This window comes from Candidatus Collinsella stercoripullorum (assembly GCF_027669965.1).
Lineage (GTDB): Bacteria > Actinomycetota > Coriobacteriia > Coriobacteriales > Coriobacteriaceae > Collinsella > Collinsella stercoripullorum.
The window spans coordinates 1-24,956 of the sequence record NZ_JAQECM010000035.1 but is presented as its reverse complement, the minus strand read 5'-3'; the positions used below and the strand labels follow the sequence as shown (position 1 = coordinate 24,956).

Here is a 24,956-nt window from a genome sequence, read left to right as displayed (position 1 = left end):
CCCGCCGACCGCAGGGCGCGCCCAACAAGGAAAGGGACCTGGGAAGGGGCGGGCGACGGGCCTGGAAGGCGCCGCCCGCCCCGAGTCGACGCCTTAGCGGCGCCGACGGCGATGCAGGAACAGGCCCGCGCCGCCCGCGACGAGGCCGGAGATGCCCGCCGCGATGGTGCCCAGCAGCGAGGCGTCGCCGGTCTGGGCGAGCGTGCCGCCCGAACCGGAGCCGCTGCCGCCGGTCTGGCCGCCGTTGCCGGAGCCGCCGGTGTCGCCCGGCTTCTCGGTCCCGGTGCCCGAGCCGCCGCCGGGCTCGCCGCCCTGCTCGTCCTCAAGGCCCTCGATGGCCAGCTTGAGCTGGTCGTAGGCGTCCTTGAGCTGCGCGTCGGTGGCGTTCTCGTCGCCGATCACCTTCTGAGCGTAGGCGATGGCGTCGGCGAGCGCCTGGACGGACTCGGTCGTCTTCCCGGCCGTGTCGATGTCCTGGGCCTGACCGATCAGGCCCTCGAGCTCATCGCGCGTCGGGTTCTCGACCGGGGGAACCTCGGTCTCGACCAGGCCGTCACGCGCCGCGGTCAGCTTCTCGAGCGCCTGATCGACCTCGGCCTGGGTCGCTTCGGCGTCGGCCAGCAGGCGCTGCGCATCGGAGAGCGCGAGCTCGAGCGGCGTCCACGTGGCTTCGGTGTAGTCCTCGGCCTTCAGGTCCTCGGCGACGATCTTGTCGACGAGCGCCTGCAGCGCGGCCTTGTTGGCTGCGGGAGCCTCGGTCTCGTGCTTGGCGCCGTAGAAGCGGAACTCCGAAGCGCTGCAGTACCGATCCTGGACATCGCCGCCGGCATGGTTGATCTTGACCATCACGTACTGCGTCGGCTGGGCCGCGAAAGCTGCCTGCTGCCAGGACGTACGATCGGTCAGCGTCTTGCCGTTGTTGTCAAACGTAAACGTGCCCAGGTTCGCGACCGTGGAGTCCTTGGCGACCTTGCCTTCGCCCTCAACGTACGCCTTGAGATCCTCGGGCGTCGCCGCGGTCAGCACCTCGATCTCGAAGATGTCGCCGTTTCTTCCGTTCTGACGCGGCAGGAACGTCACGTCGGTCAGGTCGTACAGGTCGCCCAGATCAAAGATGAGGTACTGAGGCATATACACGGCATTGAGGTAGTTGGAGTGCCAGTAGGTAGCCTCGTCGTAGTCGAGCACGTTGTCAGCCTCGCCATCCTCGCCGGAGCTGGCAGGCATCTCGCTCGACGCGCCCACAACGGTCACGCCGGTGTCGGCGCTCGTGTTGATGAGCGTGTCCTCATCGATCGGACGCATCACGAGGCCGTCGATCGCATCCTCGATGGCGACCACGGCGGCCGCCACATCGTTGGCGGTGTAGCCCTCGGAAGCGATGAGCTCCTCGGCAGCCTGGACCGCAGCGGTCAACGTCGCAAAGCTGTCCTCGGTGTAGGCGTCGGCGCTGTAGGAGCCCGCCTGTTGAATCGCCGCGACAAGCTCGCTCGTGTTGACGCCGGCTTTAACGGCCACCTCATACGTCTCCTTGACGCTGGAATCGAGCGCGGAGGCGACGGTGATCGTCGCCGTGCCCTCGGCGTTACCGCGCACGTACCACACGATGTTGCCATCGGCGTCAGCCACGGAGGTGACGCTCGCGACGGCGGGGTCGGAGCTCTTCACGGTGTAGTACGGGTAATCGATGCCGCTCGTCTTGACCGAGGCGTTCACGCGGGCAAGATCGCCCACGTACAGCTCGGTGTCGTTCTCGCCGAGCTCGATGCCCTCGACCGTGCCCTCGGTAGCGGCGTAGTTGAAGTTGACCTCGCCGAGCGTGAGCATGCGGTTGTCGGGGTTGTCGAGACCGGTCGCCGTACCGGTGGAGGTGAGCGGCGTCAGGGTGACACTCGTCACCAGCTTGCCGGCGTTCTCCTCGGACACCTGCAGCGTGAAGGTCTCGGGGATCGCATCTCCCTCGGCGAACGAGAACTCCTGCGTCGTGTCGTCCTCGAAGGTGATGGTCGCATTCATGCTCTTGATCGCACCGTTGGACCCGGCGGAACCGTTGTAGACAACCACGTTGTCGAGCTCGGAGGGCGCGGCGAAGTTGAACGTGATGTCGGCGGGCAGGGCGATGTCCTGATCGAAGCTGTCGACGCCCAGGAACCACTTGAACTCGAAGTTTCGGTCGGTTGTGCCGCCATCGAACAGGCCATCGAAGCTCTCCTGCTGGACGAACTTGGAGACGTTGCCGTCCTCGGCGATATCGGTCACGGCGTCGTTGGTGATCGTGATGCTCTCAAACGCATCCTGACCGTACTCGCCTGCCTCGGGCTTGGGGGCCTCGGGGAACTCGGGGGCGGAGCCGTTGGAGACGACCTCCACGAAGTCGTAGGTCGGGCCGATGAGCCAGGCGGTGGAGTTGAGCGCGACCGCGTCGACATCGTGCTTGGCACGCAGCGTGAAGGAGCCCACGACGCCCGTGCCGCTGTAGAGGCTCTTGTCGCCGCTGTTCGCAAACGCAAGGTTGACCGAGCTCGTGCCGTCACCGAACACCTTGTCGATGGAGAGGTTCTCCATGCTCGCGGTGTAGGGGCTCTGCGTGATGCTGTCGGCGACCAGCTCGAAATCATCCGATGCGAAGTGGACGAGCGCGCCGTAGGCGTTCACGCCCGAGGCGTCCGCGGCGTACAGGTCGACGGTGATCTCGTCGCCTTCCTTGGCAGACGTGGCACTCGGAATCAGCGCGATGTCGCCGGAGACCTTATCGGTCTTGGCGGTGCCGCCGTCGAGCTTGAACATCGTGAACGCATAGTCGTACACGTCGTAGGCGTCGTTGGCGTTGATGTCGCCGAAGCCCTTGGCGATCTGGCTGGCAAACGTGTCGGCCGTGTTGCCGCGGTTCTCGACACCCAGGTAGTTGGTGAGGTTCGTCTTGTCCTCGCTGCCCACGGTACCGGGGTTGACGGTGCTGCCAACCTCGAACGACGTGCTGTCGTCGGTCTTGTAGAGCGCCAGCTCGGCTGCCGAGAAGTGGCCGCTGTTGGACTTGAGCGGCGTCAGGCGCAGGTAGCGCGCCGCATGGCCGGACAGGTCGACTTCCTTGGACTTCAGCTTACCGGCGCCGGAGTTATCCCAGTCGTGCGTACCGCAATCGGTCCAGTGCGCGCCGTCCAGGCTGACCTCGATCTTCATCTGGCTGATGTTGCCGTTGCCGCCGTTGTCCTGGCGCGGCGTGTACACGAACTTGTCGAGCGCATACGCCTCGCCGTAGTCGATGGTCATGGGGATGCCCATCTCGGTGCCGTTGGACGAGTGGAACATGTTGTTGTAGTCGTGATCGAACGCGTTGTCGATCGCGCCCCAGTCCTCGCCGCCCGCGTAGTCGACGCTCACCGGCGTGGGAACGTTGCGCCACGGGTCCTCAAGCGAGGCAGTCGTGAGCTCGGGCTCGCTCCACGCCGAATAGCCGTCGGCGTTGCGCGAGCGCACCTGGTAGGTGTGGGTGCTGTTGTAGGCAAGGTCGACGTGCTCGTACTCGGTCGCATCACCCACGGAGAACACCGTGCCGTCGACCTTGAGCTCATAGCTCGTGGCATCGGCGACCGCGCTCCACGTGAGCTTGATGCTCGTCGGGGTCTTGGCGTCCTCGGGAGCCGCAAGGTCCACCGGAGCGGCCAGGCTCTCGTTCAGCTGGTCGGCGGGAAGCTCGCCGTTGTTCTCGAAGCCCTTGATCGTGAGGGTCTGAGCGGCGGCGGCAACGTCGGTCTCGGCGAACTTGACGAGCACCTTGGGCGTGCGCTTGACGTCCTTCACCATCTCGGCGACCTTCTCCTCCTCCTCGGGCGCGAAGGTCTCGATGACGGGGGACTCGTCGTAGAAGTACACGGCCGCGCCTGCGGCGGGAACGGCCTCGTCGAAGGCGTCCCTGCTGTCGACTTCCGTCACCTTGAGCTCGGAGCCGCCGTTCGCGGCGACGATGCTCTCGGGCTTGGCCGACACGCTCACCTTGAACGTGGTGGAGCGGGTGGAATCGTACCCGTTGTAGCCGCCCGTGGAGGCGTTCGCCGTGAAGGTCGCGGTGTCGCCCTTGACGCTGGACTCGAAGACCGTCTCGACATGACCGTTGTAGTCGATCTTGTCGATCGTGCCGTACTCCTCGTCCTTCTCCGTCGCGTTGGTGATGGAGGAACCGTCATCCTCATAGGAGGTGTAGCTGTTGTCGCCGGCGATGGGATAGAAGTCCACGATGCGCGAGGTCTTGTCCAGGCCGTCTGGGTTGCTGTCCGTGACCTCCTGGGGGTTGTTGTTGGCCTCGTACATGGGCACGATGGCGTTCGCCTTGACGAACAGGGGAAGCTTCCACAGCGGGGCGTCGTAGTTGTTGAGCACCTGGCCGCCGCGGTACTGCTCGCCCGTCCAGTAGTCGATCCAGATGTCGTTCGAATCGCCCGGCAGGTAGATGTTGTTGCGGATGTCGTTGCCGCTCCCGTCGGACGCGGTGTCCTGGTAGACGGGCGCCACGAGGAAGTCGCCACCGAACATGTACTGGTACTGCGTGGCCTCGCTCGCCGCGTACTCGGAATCGTCCTCGAGCAGCATGGCGCGGATCATGGGCAGGCCCGCGTCGTCGTTACCCGTCCAGCCCTCGACGTTGGCCGCGGAGGCCGCGCTCGTGTAGATGTAGGGCATGAGCTGGGACTTGAGCTTGAGGTACATGCGGCTGATGCCGGTGTAGGGGTCGCCGTGGACGTAGGGGCCCTTGGCGAGGCTTCCCCAGCCGTCCATGTCGAGCATGAGCGGCGTGAAGGTCTTCCACTGGTAGTCGCGCGTGGCGATCAGCGGGCCGCCACCGAAGATGCCGTCCATGTCCGAGCCGATGTTGGGGTTGCCCGACAGGCTCTGACCGATGTAGGTCGGGATGTGGAAGCGGATGTACTCCCAGTTGCCGCCGGTCTGGTCGCCGGTCCAGATGCCGCCGAAGCGCTGCGTGCCCGCCCAGCCGTCGAGCGTGACGATATTGGGTCGCTCCTCGGCCTTGGTGGTCACGATATCGTAGGCCTGCTTGGTGCCGTTCAGACCGAAGGAGTAGCCCGAACCGACCCATGCGACGTCCGTCTTAAGCGCGGAGACGCCACCCTTGGTGACCTCGGCCTCGAAGTCGCGCAGCTTCTGCCACTGGGTACCCTCGTTGGAATCGGGCGTGAGGTTCGACTGGGTCCACAAGCCCGTTTCGACGCCGTTGGCGTTGGCATACTCGGTGAACTTGGCGAGGTTCTGCACGTTGGCATCCACGGCAGCCAAGCGCTCGGGCAGGCTCTCGCCGTTCTCGCCGAGACCGCCGGTTTTCTCGTAGCCGTTATGGCCGTAGCCCGCACCGTAGCCGTCGTTGGGAAGGAACCAGCCGAGCGGCATATCGTTGTCGCCGTACTCGTCGATGACGGCACGGGCGGAGTACTCGTAGGGCGTCTTGCCCTTATAGTTGTCCGCGGACTCGGTCAGCACCTCGTCGGGACCGTTCAGCGACTCGGCCGTCATGCCCTCGGGCACGACGTAGCCGTCACCGCGGCCGTACTCGTAGGTGGTGTTGCCGCCCTCGCCGTCGGTGGCCGGCGTGTCGGCGGACTCGGAACCCTTGATGGTCCAGGCCTGGCCGCCGCCCTGCTGGGTGTCCGACCAGCCGTCGCGGTTGTAGGCGTTCAGATGGCCGAGGTAGAACGCGTACTCGGGCAGCAGGACGGGATCGCCGGTCACCGTGAAGTAGTCCTGCAGCAGGTCCTGCGCGATCGGCGTGGTGGACGAGGAGCCGGCGTCATCGGACACGAAGTAGTACGCGTCGAACTCGCCGTCCGCGTGCTTCGCGGCAACCGTGTTCGCATCGGTATCGCCGAAGTCGTAGGAGCCCTCGGCGAAGGTGTTCCGCAGCACGCCGTAGCCGTCGCTGGTCCAATAGAACGGATTGGGCGAGGCGACGCCGCCGTCAACCCAGTTGTTGGTGTTGGCGACCTGGATGGTGTCACCGGTGTGCAGGAAGCGGCCGTTCTGGGTGCCGCCGCCGAAGAAGTTCTCGCCGTCCTGGCGCACGAGCTTCTGCGTGGTCCCGTTGCCGGTGATGGTCAGAGCCTCGGACTCCTCGAAGACGACCTCGCCCTCCTTGTTCAGGACGGTCAGCTTGCCGGTCGCCTTCTCGAAGGACAGGGTGACGGTGCCGTCGGTCACCGTGACCGCCGTGTCGGTCTCGCCGGTGCTCGCCTTCGGATGGGCGTACTTGCCCGAGCTGTCGGGCTGGGCCTGGATCTTCGCGACATGATCTTTGCTGCGCGGCGTGGCGTAGTTCGAGAACTCGCCGGACAGGTCGACGTTGTAACGGAAGATCCCGGCCTCGAGGAACGTGATCTTGGCGGTCACGTTGTCGTTGAAGGTGACGTAGGCCACATACGGCGTCGACTCGTCGACGCGCGCGGAGACAGCCGAGGTCAGCGTGCCCTCGAAGCTGGAAGCCTGCGACGCATCCGCGTACGCGGTCGTGGGCACCCCGCCCGCGAACGCGAGCGACGTCGCGAAGACGGCGCAGACCCCTCCCCTCATGATCCATGTGCCGATTGGTTTGCGCATGTGCTCTCCCTTCCCGATCCGATTGGAGACAACCGATTGGAGATTCGTCCGGTGGCATGCTGGTACGTACCAGTTTTTTCAAGCAACCTAATAATCCACCGAAACTATCGGTATGTGTAAGACTCACGTAAAACGTGGTGCGTTCCCCATCCGTTTCCGCAAACGGCTGTTGCAAACAGGTGAGTGGTATTAACTGGTATCAGATTAATGCTACCGGTATCACATCGGTCATACCGTTTGGTATCGGATTCCCGGTACCTGTCCGGCGCGCCTCCGACACCGGACCGACCCCCGCGACGGAGCACCGGAACGGGCGAATCGGCCCCGCGGCGGGGCCACCCCGCCCCCTCCCCGCGCGGCACGAAAAGGGCGCCGCGGACGCAAACCCGTCCGCGGCGCCCTTCGGCTCGAGGTCGGGCGGCATCCCCGCCCGCCATGTCATGGCCCGGGCCCGCCCCCGCATGCGGCGTGCGCGCCCGCGGCGGCTAGACCTCGTACTGGGGCAGGTCCTGCAGCGCGATGACGTCCATGCCGGAGCCCTCGCCCGCGGCGCTCGCCTGCTGCACGGCCTCGACCGCCGCCACGAAGGCGTTCGCGGCGGACAGCGCCGTCACGCAGGTCACCCCGCGGCGCACGGCCTCGGTGCGCAGGATGTAGCCGTCGCCGCGCGAACCCGGGCCGTACGGCGTGTTGATGATGAACGCGATCTCCCCGTCCGCGATCATGTCGCCCACGTTGGGATGCGATCCGCTGATCTTCTCGACCACCTCGCACCTCACGTTGCCGCCGGCGAGCACCCGCGCGGTGCCCTCGGTGGAGCAGATCTCGAAGCCCAGGTAGTGCAGGATGCGCGCGAGCGACAGGATGTGGCGCTTGTCACGGTCATTCACCGAGATGAACACCTTCCCCGCGGCGGGCGTCGGCAGCTCGTAGCTGATCGCGAGCTGGCTTTTCGCGTACGCCTCCGGGTAGCTCTTCGCGATGCCCATGACCTCGCCGGTCGATTTCATCTCCGGCCCGAGCACCACGTCGGCCCCCGGGAAGCGGCCCCAGGGCATCACGGCCTCCTTCATGCAGAACCAGTCCAGCCGGCGGTCGTCCGCCGGAAGCCCCAGCTCCGCGATCGCCTCGCCAGCCATGATGCAGGCCGCGGCCTTCGCCAGGGGCACGCCCGTCGCCTTGGAGATGAACGGCACGGTGCGGCTCGCGCGCGGGTTCGCCTCGATCACGTAGACCGTCTCGCCCTGGATGGCGTACTGCACGTTGACCAGGCCGCGCACCCCCAGCGCAAGCGCGATGCGCCGCGTGGTGTCGCGCAGGCGCGCCACCAGGCTCTCGGAGAAGCTGAACGGCGGGATGCAGGTCGCCGAGTCGCCGGAGTGGATGCCGGCCTCCTCGATGTGCTCCAGGATGCCGCCGATGTAGACCTCCTCGCCGTCGCACAGGGCGTCCACGTCGCACTCGATGGCGCCCTCCAGGAAGCGGTCCAGGTAGACCGGGTAGTCCGGGCTCACGCGCGCGGCCTCCGCCATGTACTCGCGCAGGTGCGCGGCGTCGTAGGCGATCATCATGCCGCGCCCGCCCAGCACGTAGGAGGGGCGCACGAGCAGCGGGTAGCCGATGCGCGCCGCCACCTCCTGCGCCTCGTCGAAGGAGGTGGCCATGCCCGCGGGCGGGTACATGATGCCCAGGCGGTCGAGCAGGGCGCTGAAGCGCTCGCGGTCCTCGGCCCAGTCGATGGCGTCGGGCTGGGTCCCCATCACGCGGACGCCTGAATCGGCCAGCAGGCGCGCGAGCTTGAGCGGGGTCTGGCCGCCGAGCGTGACCACGACGCCGTCGGGGCGCTCCACGTCCACGATGTCCATGACGTCTTCGTAGGTGAGCGGCTCGAAGTACAGGCGGTCGCTCGTGTCGTAGTCGGTGGAGACGGTCTCGGGGTTGCAGTTGACCATGATCGTCTCGAACCCGCGGCCGGCCAGCGCGTAGCTCGCGTGCACGCAGCAGTAGTCGAACTCGATGCCCTGGCCGATGCGGTTCGGCCCGGCGCCCAGGATCATCGCCTTGGGACGGTCGGCGGGCGTCACCTCGTCGGGGGCGGCGGCGCGGCGGGCGTCCGCGCCCGCGCGCAGGGGCGCCTCGTAGGTCTTGTAGTGGTACTCCGTGGCGCTCGCGAACTCGGCGGCGCAGGTGTCGACCGTCTTCATGGACGGCAGCACGCCCAGGCCCTTGCGGTAGGCGCGCACGAAGCGCTCATCGGAGCCGGTGAGCCAGGCGATCTCGGCGTCGCTTGCGCCGTACTGCTTGAGCAGGCGCATGGCGTCGGCGTCGATGTCCTCGACGCGCAGGCCGCGCACCGCCTCGCGCACGGCGACCATGTCGGCGATCCGGCCGAGGAACCACGGGTCGATGCCGCACAGGCCGTGCAGGCGCTCGATCGTCCAGCCGCGGCGCAAGCCCTCGACGACCGCGTGGACGCGCCCCTCGGCAGGCGTTGCCACCTCGCGGGCAAGATCGTCGTCACACAGGTTCTCGAGGCCGTCGGATGGCGAGAACAGACCCGCGCGCCCGTCCTCAAGCGAACGCATGGCCTTGCCGAACGCCTCCTCGAACGTACGGCCGATGGCCATGATCTCGCCCACGGCCTTCATGCGCGTGGACAGCGTCGTATCGGTACCCTTGAACTTCTCGAACGCAAAACGCGGCACCTTGACCACGCAGTAGTCGATGGAGGGCTCGAAGCACGCCGGCGTGGCGCGCGTGATGTCGTTGACGATCTCGTCGAGGGTGTAGCCTACGGCAAGGCGCGCGGCGGCCTTGGCGATGGGGAAGCCGGTGGCCTTGGAGGCGAGCGCCGAGGAGCGCGAGACGCGGGGGTTCATCTCGATGACGATAAGGCGACCGGTCTGCGGGTTCACCGCGAACTGCACGTTGGAACCGCCGGTCTCGACACCCACCTTTTCGAGAATGGCCAGCGACGCCGTGCGCATACGCTGATACTCCAAATCCGACAGCGTCTGCGCGGGCGCAACGGTGATGGAGTCGCCGGTATGCACGCCCATGGGGTCGAGGTTCTCGATCGAGCACACGATGATACCGTTGCCGACACGGTCTCGCATGACCTCCATCTCGTACTCTTTCCAGCCTTCGATGGACTCCTCGACGAGTACCTCGCCGGCGGGCGACAGCTCGAGGCCCTGGGAGACGATCTCCGTGAGCTCGGCCTCGTCGTGAGCGATGCCGCCGCCCGCGCCGCCCAGGGTGAAGCTCGGGCGCAGCACACAGGGGTAACCCACGCGCGCCACGATGTCCAGGGCATCTTGAACCGAGTAGGCATAGCCGGACCGCGCGACCTCCAGGCCGATCTCGTCCATGGCCTCATTGAACAGCTTACGGTCCTCACCGCGCTCGATGGCGGCAAGGTCGCAGCCGATCATCTCGACGCCGTATTTGTCGAGCGTGCCGTTCTTGGCGAGCTCGACGGCGGCGTTCAGGCCGGTCTGGCCGCCGAGCGTGGGCAGCAACGCATCGGGGTGCTCACGGGCGATGACGCGCTCCACGAACTCGGCCGTGATGGGCTCCACGTAGGTGCGGTCGGCAAGACCCGGGTCGGTCATGATGGTCGCGGGGTTGGAGTTGACGAGGACGACCTCGTACCCCTCCTCCTTGAGCACCTTGCAGGCCTGGGCTCCGGAGTAATCGAACTCGCAGGCCTGTCCGATTACGATGGGGCCGGAACCGATGACAAGGATGCGCTTGATGTCAGTACGCTTGGGCATGGTGATTCTCTTCTCTATCCCTTCGCCTTTCCCAGATGCCGGACGTCGGCGTTCAGCCGCCGGTCGCCGCGCATGGGAAAGCCGTCTTTGTGATCGTCAGTCGATGACTCAAAATGGGACGGGCTCATTTTGAGTCATCTTGCAGCAGCCCGTCGCTATTCGCTGGCGAAGGTCCAGCCGGCAAGGCGGTCGGTGGCGATGTCGATGTTCAGGTAGTCCGGATCGTCGTCCATGAGACGCGCGAACGCCGTGAACAGGTAGTGCGCATCGGTGGGGCCGGGCGCTGCCTCGGGATGGTACTGCACGCAGAAGGCCGGCTTGTCGAGCAGCTGGATGCCCTCCGCCGTGCCGTCGTTGAGGTTCACGTGCGTGAGGCGGATGCGGCCGAAGCGCTCGTTGCGGACGACGGGCGCGATACCGCGCTCGACCCAGAACCGCAGATCGCCGTCGGCGGGATGCTCGGCGACGCCGCCCGAAAGCTCGGGATCGAGCTCGCCAAGCGTCGGAAACACCAGGCCGAAACCATGGTTTTGCGCGGTGATCTCCACGCGGCGCGACAACAGGTTCATGACAGGCTGGTTGCCCCCACGGTGGCCGAACTTGAGTTTCTCCATCTTGGCGCCGCACGCGAGGCTGACCATCTGGTGTCCCAGGCAGATGCCGAACAGCGGCACACGCCCGATGAGCTTCTCCACCTGGACATAGGTCTTGTCCACCGCGTCCGGGTCGCCCGGGCCGTTGGAGAGAAAGACGCCGTCGGGATCGAGCGCGAGCACATCCTCTGCCGACGTGTCCCACGGCACCACGGTGAGATCGCAGCCGACGCGGGCAAGCCCCTCAAGGATGCCCCGCTTGATGCCGCAGTCGTAGGCGACAACGCGGTAGCGCCCGGCCTCGGCGGCAGCGGCGGAGGCGAAAGCGTGCTGCACGGGGAGGTCGGCGGCTGTATAGGCGTACGGCTCGGTGCAGCTCACGGTGCTCACGAGGTTTTGCCCGACCAGGCTCGGTGCCGCCTCGAGCAGCTCGGCGAGCTCGGCGAGCTCGAAGACCTCGGTGGACACGATTCCCTTCTGGGCGCCGTGATCGCGCAGGTGACGCACGAGCGCGCGCGTGTCCACGCCCTCGATCGCCACGATACCCTGCTGCTCGAGGTAGGCGGGCACACTCAGGCTGCTGCGCCAGTTGGAGGGCGTCGCGCACATGTCGTGTACGATCATGCCGCGCAGCGCCGGCGCGTTCGCGCCGCGCTCGACGCCGCCGGGGTAGGCGCTCTGCACATCGGCGGGGTCGATGCCGTAGTTTCCAATCTGCGGGTAGGTCATGGTCACGATCTGGCCGGCGTAGCTCGGGTCGGTCAGGACCTCGAAGTAGCCCTCAAGCGAGGTGTTGAAGCAGACCTCGCCGGTCGAAGTGCCCGCCGCGCCGCACGCTCGACCGTAAAAAACGGTCCCGTCCTCCAACATGAGGATAGCGGGACCGCGATAACCTTTACTTGTCTGCTGGATGATGCGTTGCGCGAGCTCGCTCGGGGCGGCCTTCTGCGCGCCGATGCCCGCTTTCACGGTACGTTTGGTGCCAAGCTCCATGTTCTCTCCTTTTCGGTCTCTCGGTACCGGTTTAAAGGCTGGAAAAGCTTTGGCGTATTGTAGGCGTTTTTTCGCAAGCAGAAGACAAGATTGCTAAAGTATTCATGATTTAGTAAATTTTCTGCCTCTATATACATAAAGTGCTCTGATTTGGTGAAGATGCCGTCCCGCGAGCCGCCCGGTTGAGCGGAAACGATCCAGCTTGCCGCGCGCGGCCGCAACAACGCGCACCCCTTTATCCGAATGCGATAAAGGGGTGCGGTGACCGCACGCGATGACTGCGGGCCCGATAGGCTCAAGTCCGCACACAGCCTGTACCGCAGCACCCCTACTTTGATTATCAAATATGAACATGGCGATTCATGCCGTCGCCATGCGCCCAAAGCGTTATGGTGGGAGTCCATACGCTGGTCCATAAGTCCGCGGAAGAAAGAGAGAAACCCATGTCCAACGCTATCACCAGCCCAAACCAGCCCCTCTACCAGCGCGAAGGGGCCTACATTCCCCGTGTGGCCGCCGTCCACGACATGTGCGGCTACGGCAAGTGCTCGCTGGGAGTCGCCATCCCGGTGCTCTCGGCCGCTGGCTGCGACGTCTGCCCCGTTCCCACGTCGCTTTTCTCGTCGCACACCGCCTTCCCCGGCTGGTACATGCACGACACCACCGACATGCTGCCCGACTACCTCGCTACCTGGAAGAACATCGGCGTTCAGATCGACGCCGTGTACTCGGGCTTTCTGGGCGCCCCCGAGCAGGTCGACCGCATTCGCGACCTGTACGCCATGTATCCCGAGGCGCTGCGCGTCGTAGACCCCGTCATGGCCGACCACGGCAAGGTATACCCCACCTACACGCCGGAGCTTTGCCAAGCCATGGCGCTGCTCGCCGAGGGCGCCGACATCCTGACGCCCAACCTCACCGAAGCGGCGATCATCTTGGGCGAGCCCATCGGCGACAGCTGGGCGGGCGAGGATATCACCGACGACGAGGCGCACCGCATGGTGGATGCGCTGCTCGCAAAGGGAGCCAAGACGGTCGTTCTCAAGGGCATCCAGCGCGGCGACGGCAAGATCCGCAACTTCGTGGGCACCAAGGGCGGCGCCTTCTTCGCCGCCGGCAACGAGTACCTGCCCTACATGCTGCACGGCACCGGAGATCTGTACTGCTCGTGCCTGCTGGCCGCCGTCATGGCCGGCCGCACGCTCGAGGAGTCGGTGCACTTCGCCGGCAGCTTCGTGCACGACGCCATGCTCGTATCAGCCGAGCAACCGCAGTTCCGCGAGCGCGGCGTGTCGTTTGAGACCATGCTCGGACGCATAGCCGATCTGCTCAAGTAGGCTCGCTTTCATTAAATCCATGCCGCCCTCAAGCTCCCTGCCCCCGCCGAGCGTCCGCCGCGAACAGGGCGGGGAGCTCTTGGCATCGTGCCGCATGGGCGAATCCGTCATGCGGCACGGCGGCGAATCGCCGCGCAGCGCGTCGGCCCATGCGCGGTCACGGCAAAGCGCTAATCGGCGATGGCTGCAAGTGCCGCGTCGTAAGCTGCCCTCACATCCCCGACGAGCGCAAAGGCCGAAACAGCGTCGCCGGAGCGGAACAGATCGCACTGACGAGACGTGAGCTCGAACAACCTCGTCATGGACAGGTTGCCGCATACGCCCTTGAGCGCGTGCGCGGCCTCGAACCCGGATGCGGCATCCCCTGACGCCGCGGCGTCCTCAAGGCGCGCCATGTTCTGATCGGCGGTGAACTTTCCCAGCAGGCGCTCCAATAGCGCCTGGCTTCCCATCAGACGAGCGAGCGCATCGTCGACGTCGATCCCAGCGGCTTTAAGCTTCTCGTTATCCATGATCACTTTCCCATCACGTCCGCGCCGGCCTCCGGACTTCCGGGCTTCGACGCGACGGCCGTCCTTCGTTCGTACAGCGCACATATCTGCGGCTCCACCTCAAAAAAGCAAGCAAGCAAATCAGGGTTGAATACCCCGCACTCGCCGTCGCGGATCATCCTCAGCGACTCCTCCCGCGTGAACGCCGCCTTGTACACGCGCTTGTTTGTCAGCGCGTCATATACGTCCGCCAGACTCACCACCTGCGCCCAGATGCTGATCTGATCGCCTGCGAGCCCATCGGGGTACCCGCGCCCATCCCAGCGCTCATGATGATGCCGTGCGATATCAACGGCGTAGCGATAGGCGCCCATGCTACGCATCTGCGGAATGCGTGCGAGCAGCTCGGCTCCCTGCACCGTATGGGTCTTCATGACCTCGAACTCCTCGGGTGTAAGCCGCCCCGGTTTGCACAATATGGCATCCGGGATGGCGATCTTGCCCACATCGTGCATGATCGCAGCAAGCGCGATGTCATCGATGTCCTCGGAGGACAGCCCGTCACCAAGATGGGTTTGGGTAAGCATAAGCTTGGTAATGTCATGGATGCGCTGCACGTGATCGCCGCTCTCGCCATTGCGAAATTCGATGGCAGCGGATAGTGACTCGATCATGCCGCGGTTGAGCTCTATGATCTGCTCGGCGCGATCGAGCAGCTGCAAGCGCTGGTCCTCGACGGTGCGAGACAGGCGTTTTCGGGCCTCGAACAGCTCCACGACGGACTGGACTCGTTTCATCACCGCATAGGGAACGATGGGCTTGCCGATGGAATCCATGACACCCAGCGAATAGGCCTCCTCCATGACGGCATTGCCGCGCTCGGCCGTGATGAGAAACACCGGCACCCGCCCCATGTAACCTGTGGGAGCCAAATGCCTGAGTACCTCAATGCCATCGAGCACCGGCATCATGACATCGAGCAGCACCGCAATGTAGCGCTCGGGATCGGCCTCGATCATTTCGAGCGCCTCGCGGCCGTTAGCGGCCTCGTCAACCTCGTAGGTCCCCCCGAACAGATTCGCCAGGATCAAGCGGTTTATCTCCTCGTCATCGACGACCAGGATCCTGCCCGTAGCAGCGCCAACCGGCTTCATCAAATAACTTCCCCCCTATTGCAAGGCGACGTTTCACCATCGCCCTCCCCCATCCGGCGCTCACATGGAAACGCGGGCGGGCAGAACTCCCTGATCTCCGCGCAAGCCTTGCCCGCGCGCTTGGCGGCGTACAGAGCCTCATCTGCCTGTCGGAATGCCGCCTCATAGGTCGCATCGGCGTCACGCAGGATCACCGCGCCGGAACTGCAGCCCACGCGCCGCCCGATAATCTTCCCACATCTCTCCTCAAGCCGCAGGCGTACTTCGTCGAGCTTGCGCTCGATCACGCGCCGGTCGATGAGGCCGGGCGCGAGCACCATGAACTCATCGCCGCCAAAACGCCCAGCCACATCGCTAGAGCGGAAAGAACGCTGCAGGGCGTCCGCCATAGCACGCAAGACCTCATCGCCGACATCATGCCCGAAACGATCATTGACGGTCTTGAAATCGTCGATATCGAGCATGACGATGCATGCGGTCACACGGTGCGAAGCGGACTCGAAATATCGCTGGGCAAGCGCGACGAGCGCCCCTTTGTTGTAGATGCCCAACAGGCCGTCGCGTAACGACAGATCGCGGAAGCGCTCGCGTGCCTCGAAATCGGCAACCCGCAGGTTGGTGGCGAGCTGCGAGGCGACAACCGAGGCGCTTGTGCCCGCAAGCGCGCTATATAGATCGCGTTGGGCGAGCACGAAGTCCTTGCACATGAAGGCCAACCCCACGTACAGGGCCTCAGCCACTATGACCCCACCCACGGGCATCGCCCACGGAAGCACGATCACGGACGCCCATGCGACGCAGACCGCCTGCATGAACGCGCCCGGCGCCTGAAGCGCCGACGTGCCGTCGGTGTACGCCACGAGCGCCAGCACGATCAGCTGGCTCCCCACGCAAAACGCCGCCGCCGTCCATGGCCGCCCGCTCAGGGTCCGACGCGCCCAAGGGCACACCGCAACGACCAGGGCGCAGGCAACGATCAGAAGGATGTGAACGGGCTCGGGCGTCATCCCCGGAACGAGCGCTATGGGCAGGACCGCAAGCGATCCCGCCAGCAAGCAGGCGATACGAAGATTGCGCAGGTTGAGATCGGCAATGGCGCGACAGTCATCGGAAAAGTAGGCGCGGCGGCGCCTGAACTCCGCCGCAAGCCTCCTGACCGGCGCATCAGAGCGTCGGGCATGCGAATGCCCGCATCCGCGATCCGTCACGGACGGCCCCCTTTCGTCAAGCAGCTCCGCAGGACGGAGAGCAGATCGTCCAGATCAATCGGCTTCGCCACGTGCGCATCCATGCCGCACTCCCGCGCTCGGACGATATCCTCGGCAAAGGCGTCTGCCGTCATGGCAATGATAGGCACACGAGAGGCGTCATCGCGATCAAGCCCGCGAATGGCGCGAGCCGCATCGTAGCCCCCCCATGACGGGCATGCGGATATCCATGAGAACGGCCGCAAAGAAGCCGGACTCGGAGGCCGAGAAGGCATCAACGGCCTCGCGGCCGTCGCGCACCCAAGCGACATCGATTCCGCAACCGCCCAGCAGCTCGCAGGCGATCTCGGCATTGATATCGTTATCCTCCGCAAGCAGCACCCGCATACCGTCAAGAGATATCTTGCCGCTGTCAGCAGCCTGCGCGCCGATCTCCGGAGCGTAGGCGAGATCGAGGGTGACCGTAAAGCAAGTACCCTCGCCCTCCCGGCTTTGCACCTCAATGGTTCCCCCCATGCCGTCCACGATGCGCTTGACGATTGCCATGCCCAGCCCCGTGCCCTCGGTCTGGTGCACGCGGGCGCGGTCCTCGCGCTCAAAGGAGCCGAACACCTTGCTCTGGAACTCCTCAGACATGCCGATGCCGGTGTCGCGCACGATAAGACGCGTTCGAACCAGGTCCCCGGGACCGATGCGCGACCCCTCGCCACATTGGCCCGTCTCATCACCGGTGCCCGCGCCTTCCATGCAGGACCGCTGCTCCACCGCCAGCAAGACGCTTCCCCCGACTGGCGTGAACTTGACCGCATTGGATAGCAAGTTGATGAGCACCTGCCCGAGGCGCGTGCGATCGACAAGCACCGCATCGCAAGCGACGCCGCACAGCTCGACCTTGAAGTCTTGACCGCGCGCATCGGCCTGAGGACGTATAACGCCCTCGGCGGCGCGCACGATATCGGTCAAGCGCGCCGGCTCTAAGACAAACTCCAATCGGCCGCTTTCGATGCGCGACATATCCAGAACGTCGTTGATTAGCCCAAGCAGGTGCGTGCTTGATGTCGAGATGGTATCCAGGCAGCGACGCACCGTTGCCTCGTCAGCCGACTCATCGCGCGCGATCCTGGTCATGCCGACGATTGCGTTCATGGGTGTACGGATGTCGTGGCTCATGTTAGAGAGGAACTCGCTTTTTGCCCTGCTCGCCGCATCCGCCTGCTCACGCGCCTCCGCCAGCGCGTCCATCTGGGCATTGAGAACCCTCAGATAGCGCGTCAGCACGAAAGCGAGTGCGACCAGGATGAGGACGCAACCGACGGCTCCCGCGGCAAACAGGTTCCACGCGAGCGCCTCGATGGGGTCACGAAGCACCCGGAAGGGCAGCACCGACACGATGAACCAATTGGTGCCCTCAAGGGGGGCAAGATAGCTCGCATAGCGCTCGCCGTTGATGTTGGACACGTAGAACGCGCAGTCGCCCGCATCCATAATCGCCTTAAGGCGGTCTGCGGTGATGTCGTAGGCGATACCGGGTCGCCCCTCATTGAGGCGAAGCAGCTCGAGATAAGAATCGTTATGCAGGCTGCTGCTGTTGTTTAAGATGAAGCTGCCGTCTGCACGGATGATATGGGTATACACCTCGGTTGTCGACACATCGAGCGACAGGGCCTCGACCGCCTCGGCGATCGGCACGCCGGCGACGAGGACCCTGTTGCCTCCCGACTCGTCCGAACCGTCAGCGCGCGGCAAAGACCTGGACAGCACGATCATGGTCTCCCCGGCGTCGGATATTCCCACGGTGACGACATCATCACCCGTGAGCGTGTCGCGTACGAAGTCGTCGCGTCCGTCAAGCGCAAGATCGGGACCCATGAGCACCGAGGTTTCATCGCCATCGAGAATCGCCACGTATCGAAAACCGCGTTGCTTCGCCTCGTCAACGCACGTGGCGCGGCGCTCGGCGCCGGTGGCGCCCCCGTCGCACTCAACCGAAAGCAGGACGCTCTCGAGCTTGGAACGGTACAGACGAACCTCGGACTGGAAATTGAGGCGGATCTGCGCGCTCATCTGCTCCATGAAGCCACCGCTGATCTCGTCGATCGTGGTGTCGCTGCTGCGCATCACAAATAACGTGACAGCCAAGAACACGGCGGCACACAGCGCAAGCAGACCAACCACGCACCAGCGCAGCAAGCGCACCGATCCCTCAGGACCAGCGGACGCCCCCGAACGGGCGCGCCCATCAGGCCTCGGCGCCTCATGGAGCACGGCCGCACCCCCGTCCCGATGCCTCCTCGCCCGACCGCTCATCTCTCATCACCTTCCCCATTACGCTGCGTGAGCAGATCATGCAGGGTAGTGCATAGCAGCGTGAAATCGATAGGCTTGGAAACGTGTGCGTCCATGCCCGCCGCCGATGTCGCGGCGATATCCTCGGCGAAGGCGTTGGCGGTCACGGCCACGATGGGCACACGCGCGGCATCTGGACGGGAGAGCGCCCGAATGGCACGGGCCGCTTCGCAGCCGTCCATGACGGGCATCTTCATATCCAGCAGTACCGCATCGAACGTCCCCGGCTCGGATGCCGCGAATGCATCGACCGCCTCGGAGCCGTTCCACGCCTGATCCACTTTGGCTCCTGCAAACGCCAGCTGTTCGCAGGCGATCTCCATGTTGATCTCGTTGTCCTCGGCGAGCAGAATGCGCACGCCCGCCAGAGCGCACCTCGGCTCGCCCCCGGGCACCTCGGCGGCAACCGCTGCGCTCTCGCAACACGAGCCGACGCTCTCGTCGGGAGCGGTGGCGAGGGGCAGAACCACCGTCACGACCGTGCCCTCGTCCAGCTTGCTCGCCACCTCGATGGTGCCGCCCATCTGCGTCACCAGGCTCTTGGTAATGGGCATGCCAAGACCGGTGCCCACGGCCTGGGGTGCGCCAAAGCGCTGTTCGCGGGCGTACATCTCAAAGATGTGCGGCAGATAGTCCTCGGACATCCCGATACCGGTGTCTTCGACGCGGATGCGGTAGCTCGCCAGGTCGCCCTCGCCCTCCTGCTCAACCTCCACGCGAATCGCGTCTCCGCGCTCGGTGTACTTGAGCGCATTGGACAGCAGGTTGTTGATCACTTGTCCCAAACGGACTGGGTCGCCGAGCACCCAGGTTCGGTCGATATCAATCGCGAGCGACAACTCCTTGCCGCTCTCGCGCGCCTGGATCTCGAACGGCACCACCACATCCCGCAGCACCGCGGACAGGTCCATTCGCTGCGTTACAAGCAGTATTTTTCCGTTTTCCATGCGCGAGATATCGAGGATGTCGTTGACGAGCGCCAGCAGCTGCTCTGCCGATCGCTTGACGCGCTCCAGGTAACGGCCCGCCTTGACGGTGTCCGAGAGCTCGCGACGCGCCAGGTCGGACAAGCCGATGATGGCGTTGAGCGGGGTTCGCATATCGTGGCTCATGTTGTTGAAGAACGCCTGCTTCTCTTCCATGCTGCTCTGGGCGGTGACGAGCGCCTCCTCGAGATATCGTCGCTCCTGGAGCTGACGGCGCTTGGCGCTGTCGACCTCGCGGAAGCACAGCACCACCTCATCGGGAGAAAGCGACTCGTCGTAGAGCACGCGCACGTTGACCCAACGGTAATCCTCGCCGAAGCGACGCTGGAAGTCGCCGCCGTAATCTCGTACCCGACGCTGCACCAGCTCGCGGATGTTGTCGACCGAGAAGCTCTCCTCGAACTCGCGGAACGTATCCTCCTCGATGACCTCGCTCGCCGCCCTCATCAGGTCGTCGTAGGCTCCCGTCGCGGCGATGCGGCCCCGCACGTAGTCGGAGCCCTTGATCATCTCATAGGTTCCCGCCTTGTAATCAACAAGGTAGATCGCATAGTAGGAGTTGCCCAGAACGCGCACGGTGTCATCGGTGCGCCGCATGCGTGCCGCCCGGCGCACATCGCGCCATGTCATAAGTAGCGCCGCGGCGATGAAGACAACGGCCATGATGGCAAACAGGGTAAGCACCCATGACAGGCCGCCCAGGATCGTCCTATAGGGCGTGGTGACGATTGCGAGCCAACCGTTGTCCATGCGGGTATAGCTGACAGCGCGCTCGCGCCCATCCAGATCGATGATACGCGTAAGGTCGCCGTCCCCAAACTCGCCGGCATCGATGCGCGTGACGAGCTCCTGCAGGTAGCCGTTCACCTCCTCCTCGCTGTGACCGTTCCCCATGGTGGTGCGCATATAGAGGGGATTGCCCGCTGAATCGCAGAGAAACAGCGACGTCGATTCGGGCAGCTCGAGCATGTCGAAATGGAAAGAGAAGTTTCCGGGGTACAAATCGAAGGCAAGCACCGCGTCAACCCCCTCGCAGCGCTTTGCCACCGTCACGACGTATTGACCGGTGACAGCATCGCGGTACACATCCGAAAACGTCGTGACACCGGGCTGCGCCATCGCGCGGCGGTACCACTCGCGCTGCGACACATCGAAGTCCGGATCGGCAACCCACTCCCCAACCGTGAGAACCCGTCCGTTGATGACGGCATATACGTTGAGTGACTCATCGGCCAGCACCGTGCGCAAGCGATCACAGTAATTTTTTGCCCATTCCTCGAGATTCGCCCAGGAGTTGCCCTCGGACACGCGCGCCTCGACAGAAGTGGCCCCAAAATCCAGCAGCGTCTCGTAGACCGTCAGATTACTGGCAGATTCCGAAGCATAGTAGCGCGAAAGGGCGGCATTGGACTCATCGGCATTGTTCACCAGGGAATCGTGCAGCACTGTAAGGCCGCCGAGCGAGAAGCCCACGAAGAGGACGAGTATGCCGATGTTGAAGCCGAAACTCTTTAGCGCTTGCGTGCGCCGGCGCTTGCTTTGACCCATACGACTCCAACCCGTTGGACGATCCGATCGCACCCATCATACCAACTCGCGCGGCACCGTCCGGCCTTCGGCCACGTCGCGGACAATCGCTAAACGGCAGCGCGGCCGGAGCAAGGTGCTCCGGCCGCGCTGCGAACCATCCCTATGGAGCGGCTCCTCCTATGCGAGCAGAGCCGCGAGCTCATCCCGAGAGGAGAAGCGGCGCGATTCGCCGGTAGCGACGGTCACAACCTCGCCTTTCCACATCTCGGAACCATCCGCGGAGCCGCTGCGGTCCGCGGGCCTGAACTCCTCGGTGCGCACGACGTAGCGCCAAGCGGGAGTGCCGTCGGATGCGTAGGCCTCAGGAGCCTCCTCGCAGTCGAAGCCGTACTCCAGTGCAGCCAGGCGCGTGGCGATCTCGTCGGCCATGCGCGCACCGGGGGTCAGCGCAGACACCCCGATCTCGGAGTTGTACATACGGCCGTCTGCCACGTACACGGTGCGGATGCTGCGGCGTCGATCCTTCTCGAACTTGATTATCAGGGCCACGCCGACGGCAACCAGGACCCACCATACCACCGAGACGATCAGGTCCAGCGGCTGGTCGACGGCATTCAGGCCGAGGAAGTACCACAGCCACAGCAGAAAGGCCGAAAAGACGATGATGATCGCGGTAACGATGACGTTGGACTTCTTCATGTCAGCTCACTCCTTCCTGCATTAGGCGTTGCGGTTGTCGCGACCGAGCACTTCGTCCTCGTAGGACGTGAGCGTGCCGGTATGCTTGCGGCGACGTGCGAGCACGACAACGTCATAGACGGCGGTAACGATGATGCCGAGGATCATGAGCCAGTGGACCCAGCAATCCTGGTGCGTCGGGCGCGCGAGCGGGGTGCCGTCGTCGTCGATGCTCTCGGAGGGGCCGGCAAGCGGGTTCTCGTCGTCATCGATCTGCTCGGGCTCGGGCTGCTCGGGGGCGTCCTCGATCACCGTCGGGGTGCCGCCGTCCGTAGTGGTGCCGGGCGTGGTCGGCGTCGTCGGGGTGGTCGGCGTGGTCGGGGTGTCGTCGCCACCGTCGCCCGGGTTGTCCCCGCCGCCGGGGGCGGCGGTGATGGTCAGGGTGCCGTTCACGAAGACCAGCGTGTAGTTGCCGGCCAGGAAGGCGCCGTTGTCCTCGATCCCCAGGGTGTTCTGGAAGATCTGGTAGGTTCCGGCGGCCTCGCCCGGGACGCGGGCGATGGTGCCGGTCCAGCCGGGGGTCTCACCGGGCAGGGCACCGGTGTAGGTGCTCGTGAGCGCCGGGTCGGCCGTGCCCGCGACCTTGGTCTGGTTGTTGGCCGTGACCGTCAGGGTAAGCGGGGTGACCTGGTAGCTGCGCTTGACCTCGCCGGTGTAGTCGCCGATGCCGGTGATGGTGACCACGATCTCGCCCGTGACGTTGGTGCGGTCATCGGTGCTGTAGGACACCGTATAGTCCTCACCCTCGGTGAGCGGGTTGCCGTTCCGGTCGGTCACCGTCGGGACCCACGTCTGATCCTCGCCGTTGTAGGGGATGTCAGCCGGGGAGTCGATCTGGATGCCGGTGTAGAACGGCTGATCGGGGTTCTCCGGATCGGGATCGGTCGGGTCCGGATCGCCGGGCTCGGGGTTCTCCGGGTCGGGGTCGTCCGGGTCGATGGACTGCGGGAACACCGTCAGGGTGCCGTAGACATACTCGACCGTGTAGTTGTCGGCCTCCGTGTTGATCCACTGGCCGATCTCGGCGGTGTTCTCACTCTGGCCGGCCTCGAGCTGGAGGCCGTCGAACGTGAGGGCAACATGGTCGTCTCCCTTGAGGCCGTCGACCGTGTAGCCATCGGTCTTGGTAAGAGCGGTGCCGTCGTAGATCTTGGAGGCAGAGGCGGTGGTGACCGTCAGCTCGGCAGGGTTGATCTTGTAGCTGCCGTCGATCTCACCAGCGTACTGGCCGATGCCCGTGACAGTGATGTCAACCTTGCCGACGTTGGTCATATCGGCGGAGTAGTCGACCGTGTAGTCGACGCCCTCGGTGAGGACCTTGCCCTGGCCGTCGGTCACGACGACCGGCTGCTTCTGCTCGGAGCCGTTGTAGGTAACGTCGCCCGGGAACTCGACCGTGGCGCCGGTGTAGAACGGCTGGTCGGGTTCGGTCTCGGGATCGGTCGGGTCCGGATCGCCGGGCTCGGGGTTCTCCGGGTCGGGGTCGTCCGGGTCGATGGACTGCGGGAACACCGTCAGGGTGCCAAGATCCGCATCCACGGTGTAGTTGCCCTGCTGCGCGGTGAACTCGTTGCCGTCGGCAGCGAAGGTAATCGCATAGGAGTTCTCGGCAGAGCCGACCTCGGTCCTCGTGCCGGTGGTATCAAAGCCCGCGGTCTCGCCGTTGACGAGGCCGGAGATCTCACCCTCGGCCGTGAGCGGCGTGCCGTCATAGACCTTGCCCGCATCGGGCGTGGTCACCGTGATGGTGGCCGTGGTCACCTGGACCGTCGCGCTGACGACAGCGGAATCCTCGTAATTCGGGTTGGTCGCCTTCACATAGATGGTCAGCGTGCCGACGTTGGTGAGGGACGGCTTCTCGGTGGACCAGCTCGCCGGATCATCAGGATTCGTCGTGTACAGCAGGGTGGAGCCGGCCTCAGAAGCAGACGCCTCGATGGTGATCGGCTGGCCGTCGTACACCTTGGAGCGATCCTCGGCTGCGGTATCGATGGTCACGGAGTTGTCATCGGCCGCGATGATGGTGAAGTCGCCCGGCACAACCGTGTAGGTGTAGTTGGGGTTCGCGTTCTCAACCTTAGCGTTGAGGGCATCAGCGTAGACGTCGACGTTCTCATCGGTGCCCATGCCCGGACGAACGACGGTCACGTCGCCAAGCGTGTCGAGCTCACCGGTCAGAACGTTGGTGTGGAGCGGCGTACCCTGATCGTCGAGCATAGCGGTGAAGCCATTGTAGCCGTCGGGGTCGTCGGTGCCGTAGACCTTGGAGCTGTCGCCGACAACCAGCAGAGCCTCGTCGGGCGTGATCTGATAGGTCTTGTCGACCGAACCGGTGTAGTTGCCGATGCCGGTAATGGTGACCGTGATGTTGTCATCGACGTTGACGAAGTCATCGTCATCACTGTAGGAGACCGTGTAGTCGGTGCCTGGGGTCAGAGTCTTGCCGGAAGCGTCGGTAACAACAGGCTCCCACTTGTGCTGACCGCCGTCGTAAACGACGGGAGCGGGATCGGAGACCTTGATCCGGGAACCGTCGATGTTCATCAGATAGCTACCGGAAACGACGACGTTGTGCGCGGGCATGGTCTCAGGAAGCCCGGACCAACCGCTCCAGGTGTACCCATCCTGAGACATATCGTCCGTGATGAGGCTGAGCTCGGCGCCATAGCGCACGTTCTCGACAACCTGGTACGCCGGGTTCGCGAAGAACGAACCGGTGATCTCATACGTCACCGTATAGGTGTTGCGGTTGTAGTAGATCTTGACGACGGTAGATCCATCCCCAGCGATGGTTTGCTGCACGATGTCCTGAGCCGTGAAGCCCTCAACCTGCTTCGCAACAGCCGCAGTCATGGTATCGGTTGTGCCCTCGAGCGTCTCGTTAGGATACTCGTCGCTCTGAGTGTAACCGTCCCCGTCAACGTTCTGGAACCAGTGCTCGACCTTGTACTCAGTATCGGTGTTGGCGGTGTACCAGAAGGTGATCTCGTTTTTCTCGTAGCCGGCGGTGACAGTCTGCTCAGCATCGCTCTTAAGGGTGTAGCCGGGAATCGCGATAGCGGTCTCGGTGTACTCCTGATCATACGTCAGGTCATTGACCGTCTTTGCAGGAGCCAGCTCGGTGTTGGTGCCGTCGAGCATGTAGTGGACGGTGTAGAAGGCGTCCTGCTTGGCCTCCCACGTCGCGGTGAAGGTCACGTTCTC

General features: G+C 64.6%; 11 protein-coding genes. 1 reads left to right on the top strand and 10 read right to left on the bottom strand.

Going from position 1 to position 24,956, the window contains the following annotated elements; genetic code table 11:
• Nucleotides 1–93: 93 nt before the first annotated feature.
• The 3 genes from PHA29_RS07535 to carA form a co-directional block, all read right to left on the bottom strand.
• Nucleotides 94–6,600 (bottom strand): discoidin domain-containing protein, encoded by a 6,507-nt coding sequence (locus PHA29_RS07535; protein ID WP_270848963.1) that lies wholly within the window; start codon nt 6,598–6,600, stop codon nt 94–96.
• 485 nt (nt 6,601–7,085) lie between these two features.
• Nucleotides 7,086–10,376 (bottom strand): carbamoyl-phosphate synthase large subunit, encoded by a 3,291-nt coding sequence (carB, locus tag PHA29_RS07530; protein ID WP_270848961.1) that lies wholly within the window; start codon nt 10,374–10,376, stop codon nt 7,086–7,088.
• A 155-nt stretch (nt 10,377–10,531) separates the two neighbouring features.
• Nucleotides 10,532–11,962: a glutamine-hydrolyzing carbamoyl-phosphate synthase small subunit gene (carA, locus tag PHA29_RS07525; protein WP_270848958.1), complete on the bottom strand. Its 1,431-nt coding sequence runs from the start codon at nt 11,960–11,962 to the stop codon at nt 10,532–10,534.
• 443 nt (nt 11,963–12,405) lie between these two features.
• On the opposite strand from carA, the gene PHA29_RS07520 reads away from it, so the two are divergent.
• Nucleotides 12,406–13,299, top strand: a complete 894-nt coding sequence (locus tag PHA29_RS07520) for a PfkB family carbohydrate kinase (RefSeq protein ID WP_270848957.1) — start codon at nt 12,406–12,408, stop codon at nt 13,297–13,299.
• Nucleotides 13,300–13,469: 170 nt separating this feature from the next.
• Here PHA29_RS07520 and PHA29_RS07515 read toward each other — a convergent pair whose 3' ends face one another.
• The 7 genes from PHA29_RS07515 to PHA29_RS07485 form a co-directional block, all read right to left on the bottom strand.
• On the bottom strand, nt 13,470–13,811 hold the full coding sequence (locus PHA29_RS07515) for an Hpt domain-containing protein (protein WP_270405035.1): 342 nt from the start codon (nt 13,809–13,811) through the stop codon (nt 13,470–13,472).
• A gap of 2 nt (nt 13,812–13,813) precedes the next feature.
• Nucleotides 13,814–14,944 carry an HD-GYP domain-containing protein gene (locus tag PHA29_RS07510; protein WP_270848956.1) on the bottom strand — a complete coding sequence of 377 codons (1,131 nt, stop codon included), beginning with the start codon at nt 14,942–14,944 and terminating at the stop codon, nt 13,814–13,816.
• Nucleotides 14,944–16,152 carry a GGDEF domain-containing protein gene (locus PHA29_RS07505; RefSeq protein WP_270405033.1) on the bottom strand — a complete coding sequence of 403 codons (1,209 nt, stop codon included), beginning with the start codon at nt 16,150–16,152 and terminating at the stop codon, nt 14,944–14,946. Before PHA29_RS07505 ends, PHA29_RS07510 begins: the two co-directional genes overlap by 1 nt.
• Before the next feature lie 168 nt (nt 16,153–16,320).
• Nucleotides 16,321–18,342 (bottom strand): hybrid sensor histidine kinase/response regulator, encoded by a 2,022-nt coding sequence (locus PHA29_RS07500; protein ID WP_270848954.1) that lies wholly within the window; start codon nt 18,340–18,342, stop codon nt 16,321–16,323.
• 113 nt (nt 18,343–18,455) lie between these two features.
• Nucleotides 18,456–21,032: a hybrid sensor histidine kinase/response regulator gene (locus tag PHA29_RS07495; protein ID WP_270405031.1), complete on the bottom strand. Its 2,577-nt coding sequence runs from the start codon at nt 21,030–21,032 to the stop codon at nt 18,456–18,458.
• Between the two features lie 159 nt (nt 21,033–21,191).
• On the bottom strand, nt 21,192–21,713 hold the full coding sequence (locus tag PHA29_RS07490; protein WP_270405030.1) for a hypothetical protein: 522 nt from the start codon (nt 21,711–21,713) through the stop codon (nt 21,192–21,194).
• A 21-nt stretch (nt 21,714–21,734) separates the two neighbouring features.
• The coding region (locus tag PHA29_RS07485; protein ID WP_270848952.1) for an MBG domain-containing protein at nt 21,735–24,956 on the bottom strand (3,222 nt) is incomplete at its 5' end.

Excerpts from the sequence above, each read along its gene's own strand:
- PHA29_RS07535 (WP_270848963.1), bottom strand. The coding sequence starts at position 6,600 with ATGCGCAAACCAATCGGCACATGGATCATGAGGGGAGGGGTCTGCGCC.
- carB (WP_270848961.1), bottom strand. The coding sequence starts at position 10,376 with ATGCCCAAGCGTACTGACATCAAGCGCATCCTTGTCATCGGTTCCGGC.
- carA (WP_270848958.1), bottom strand. The coding sequence starts at position 11,962 with ATGGAGCTTGGCACCAAACGTACCGTGAAAGCGGGCATCGGCGCGCAG.
- PHA29_RS07520 (WP_270848957.1), top strand. The coding sequence starts at position 12,406 with ATGTCCAACGCTATCACCAGCCCAAACCAGCCCCTCTACCAGCGCGAA.
- PHA29_RS07515 (WP_270405035.1), bottom strand. The coding sequence starts at position 13,811 with ATGGATAACGAGAAGCTTAAAGCCGCTGGGATCGACGTCGACGATGCG.
- PHA29_RS07510 (WP_270848956.1), bottom strand. The coding sequence starts at position 14,944 with ATGAAGCCGGTTGGCGCTGCTACGGGCAGGATCCTGGTCGTCGATGAC.
- PHA29_RS07495 (WP_270405031.1), bottom strand. The coding sequence starts at position 21,032 with ATGGGTCAAAGCAAGCGCCGGCGCACGCAAGCGCTAAAGAGTTTCGGC.
- PHA29_RS07490 (WP_270405030.1), bottom strand. The coding sequence starts at position 21,713 with ATGAAGAAGTCCAACGTCATCGTTACCGCGATCATCATCGTCTTTTCG.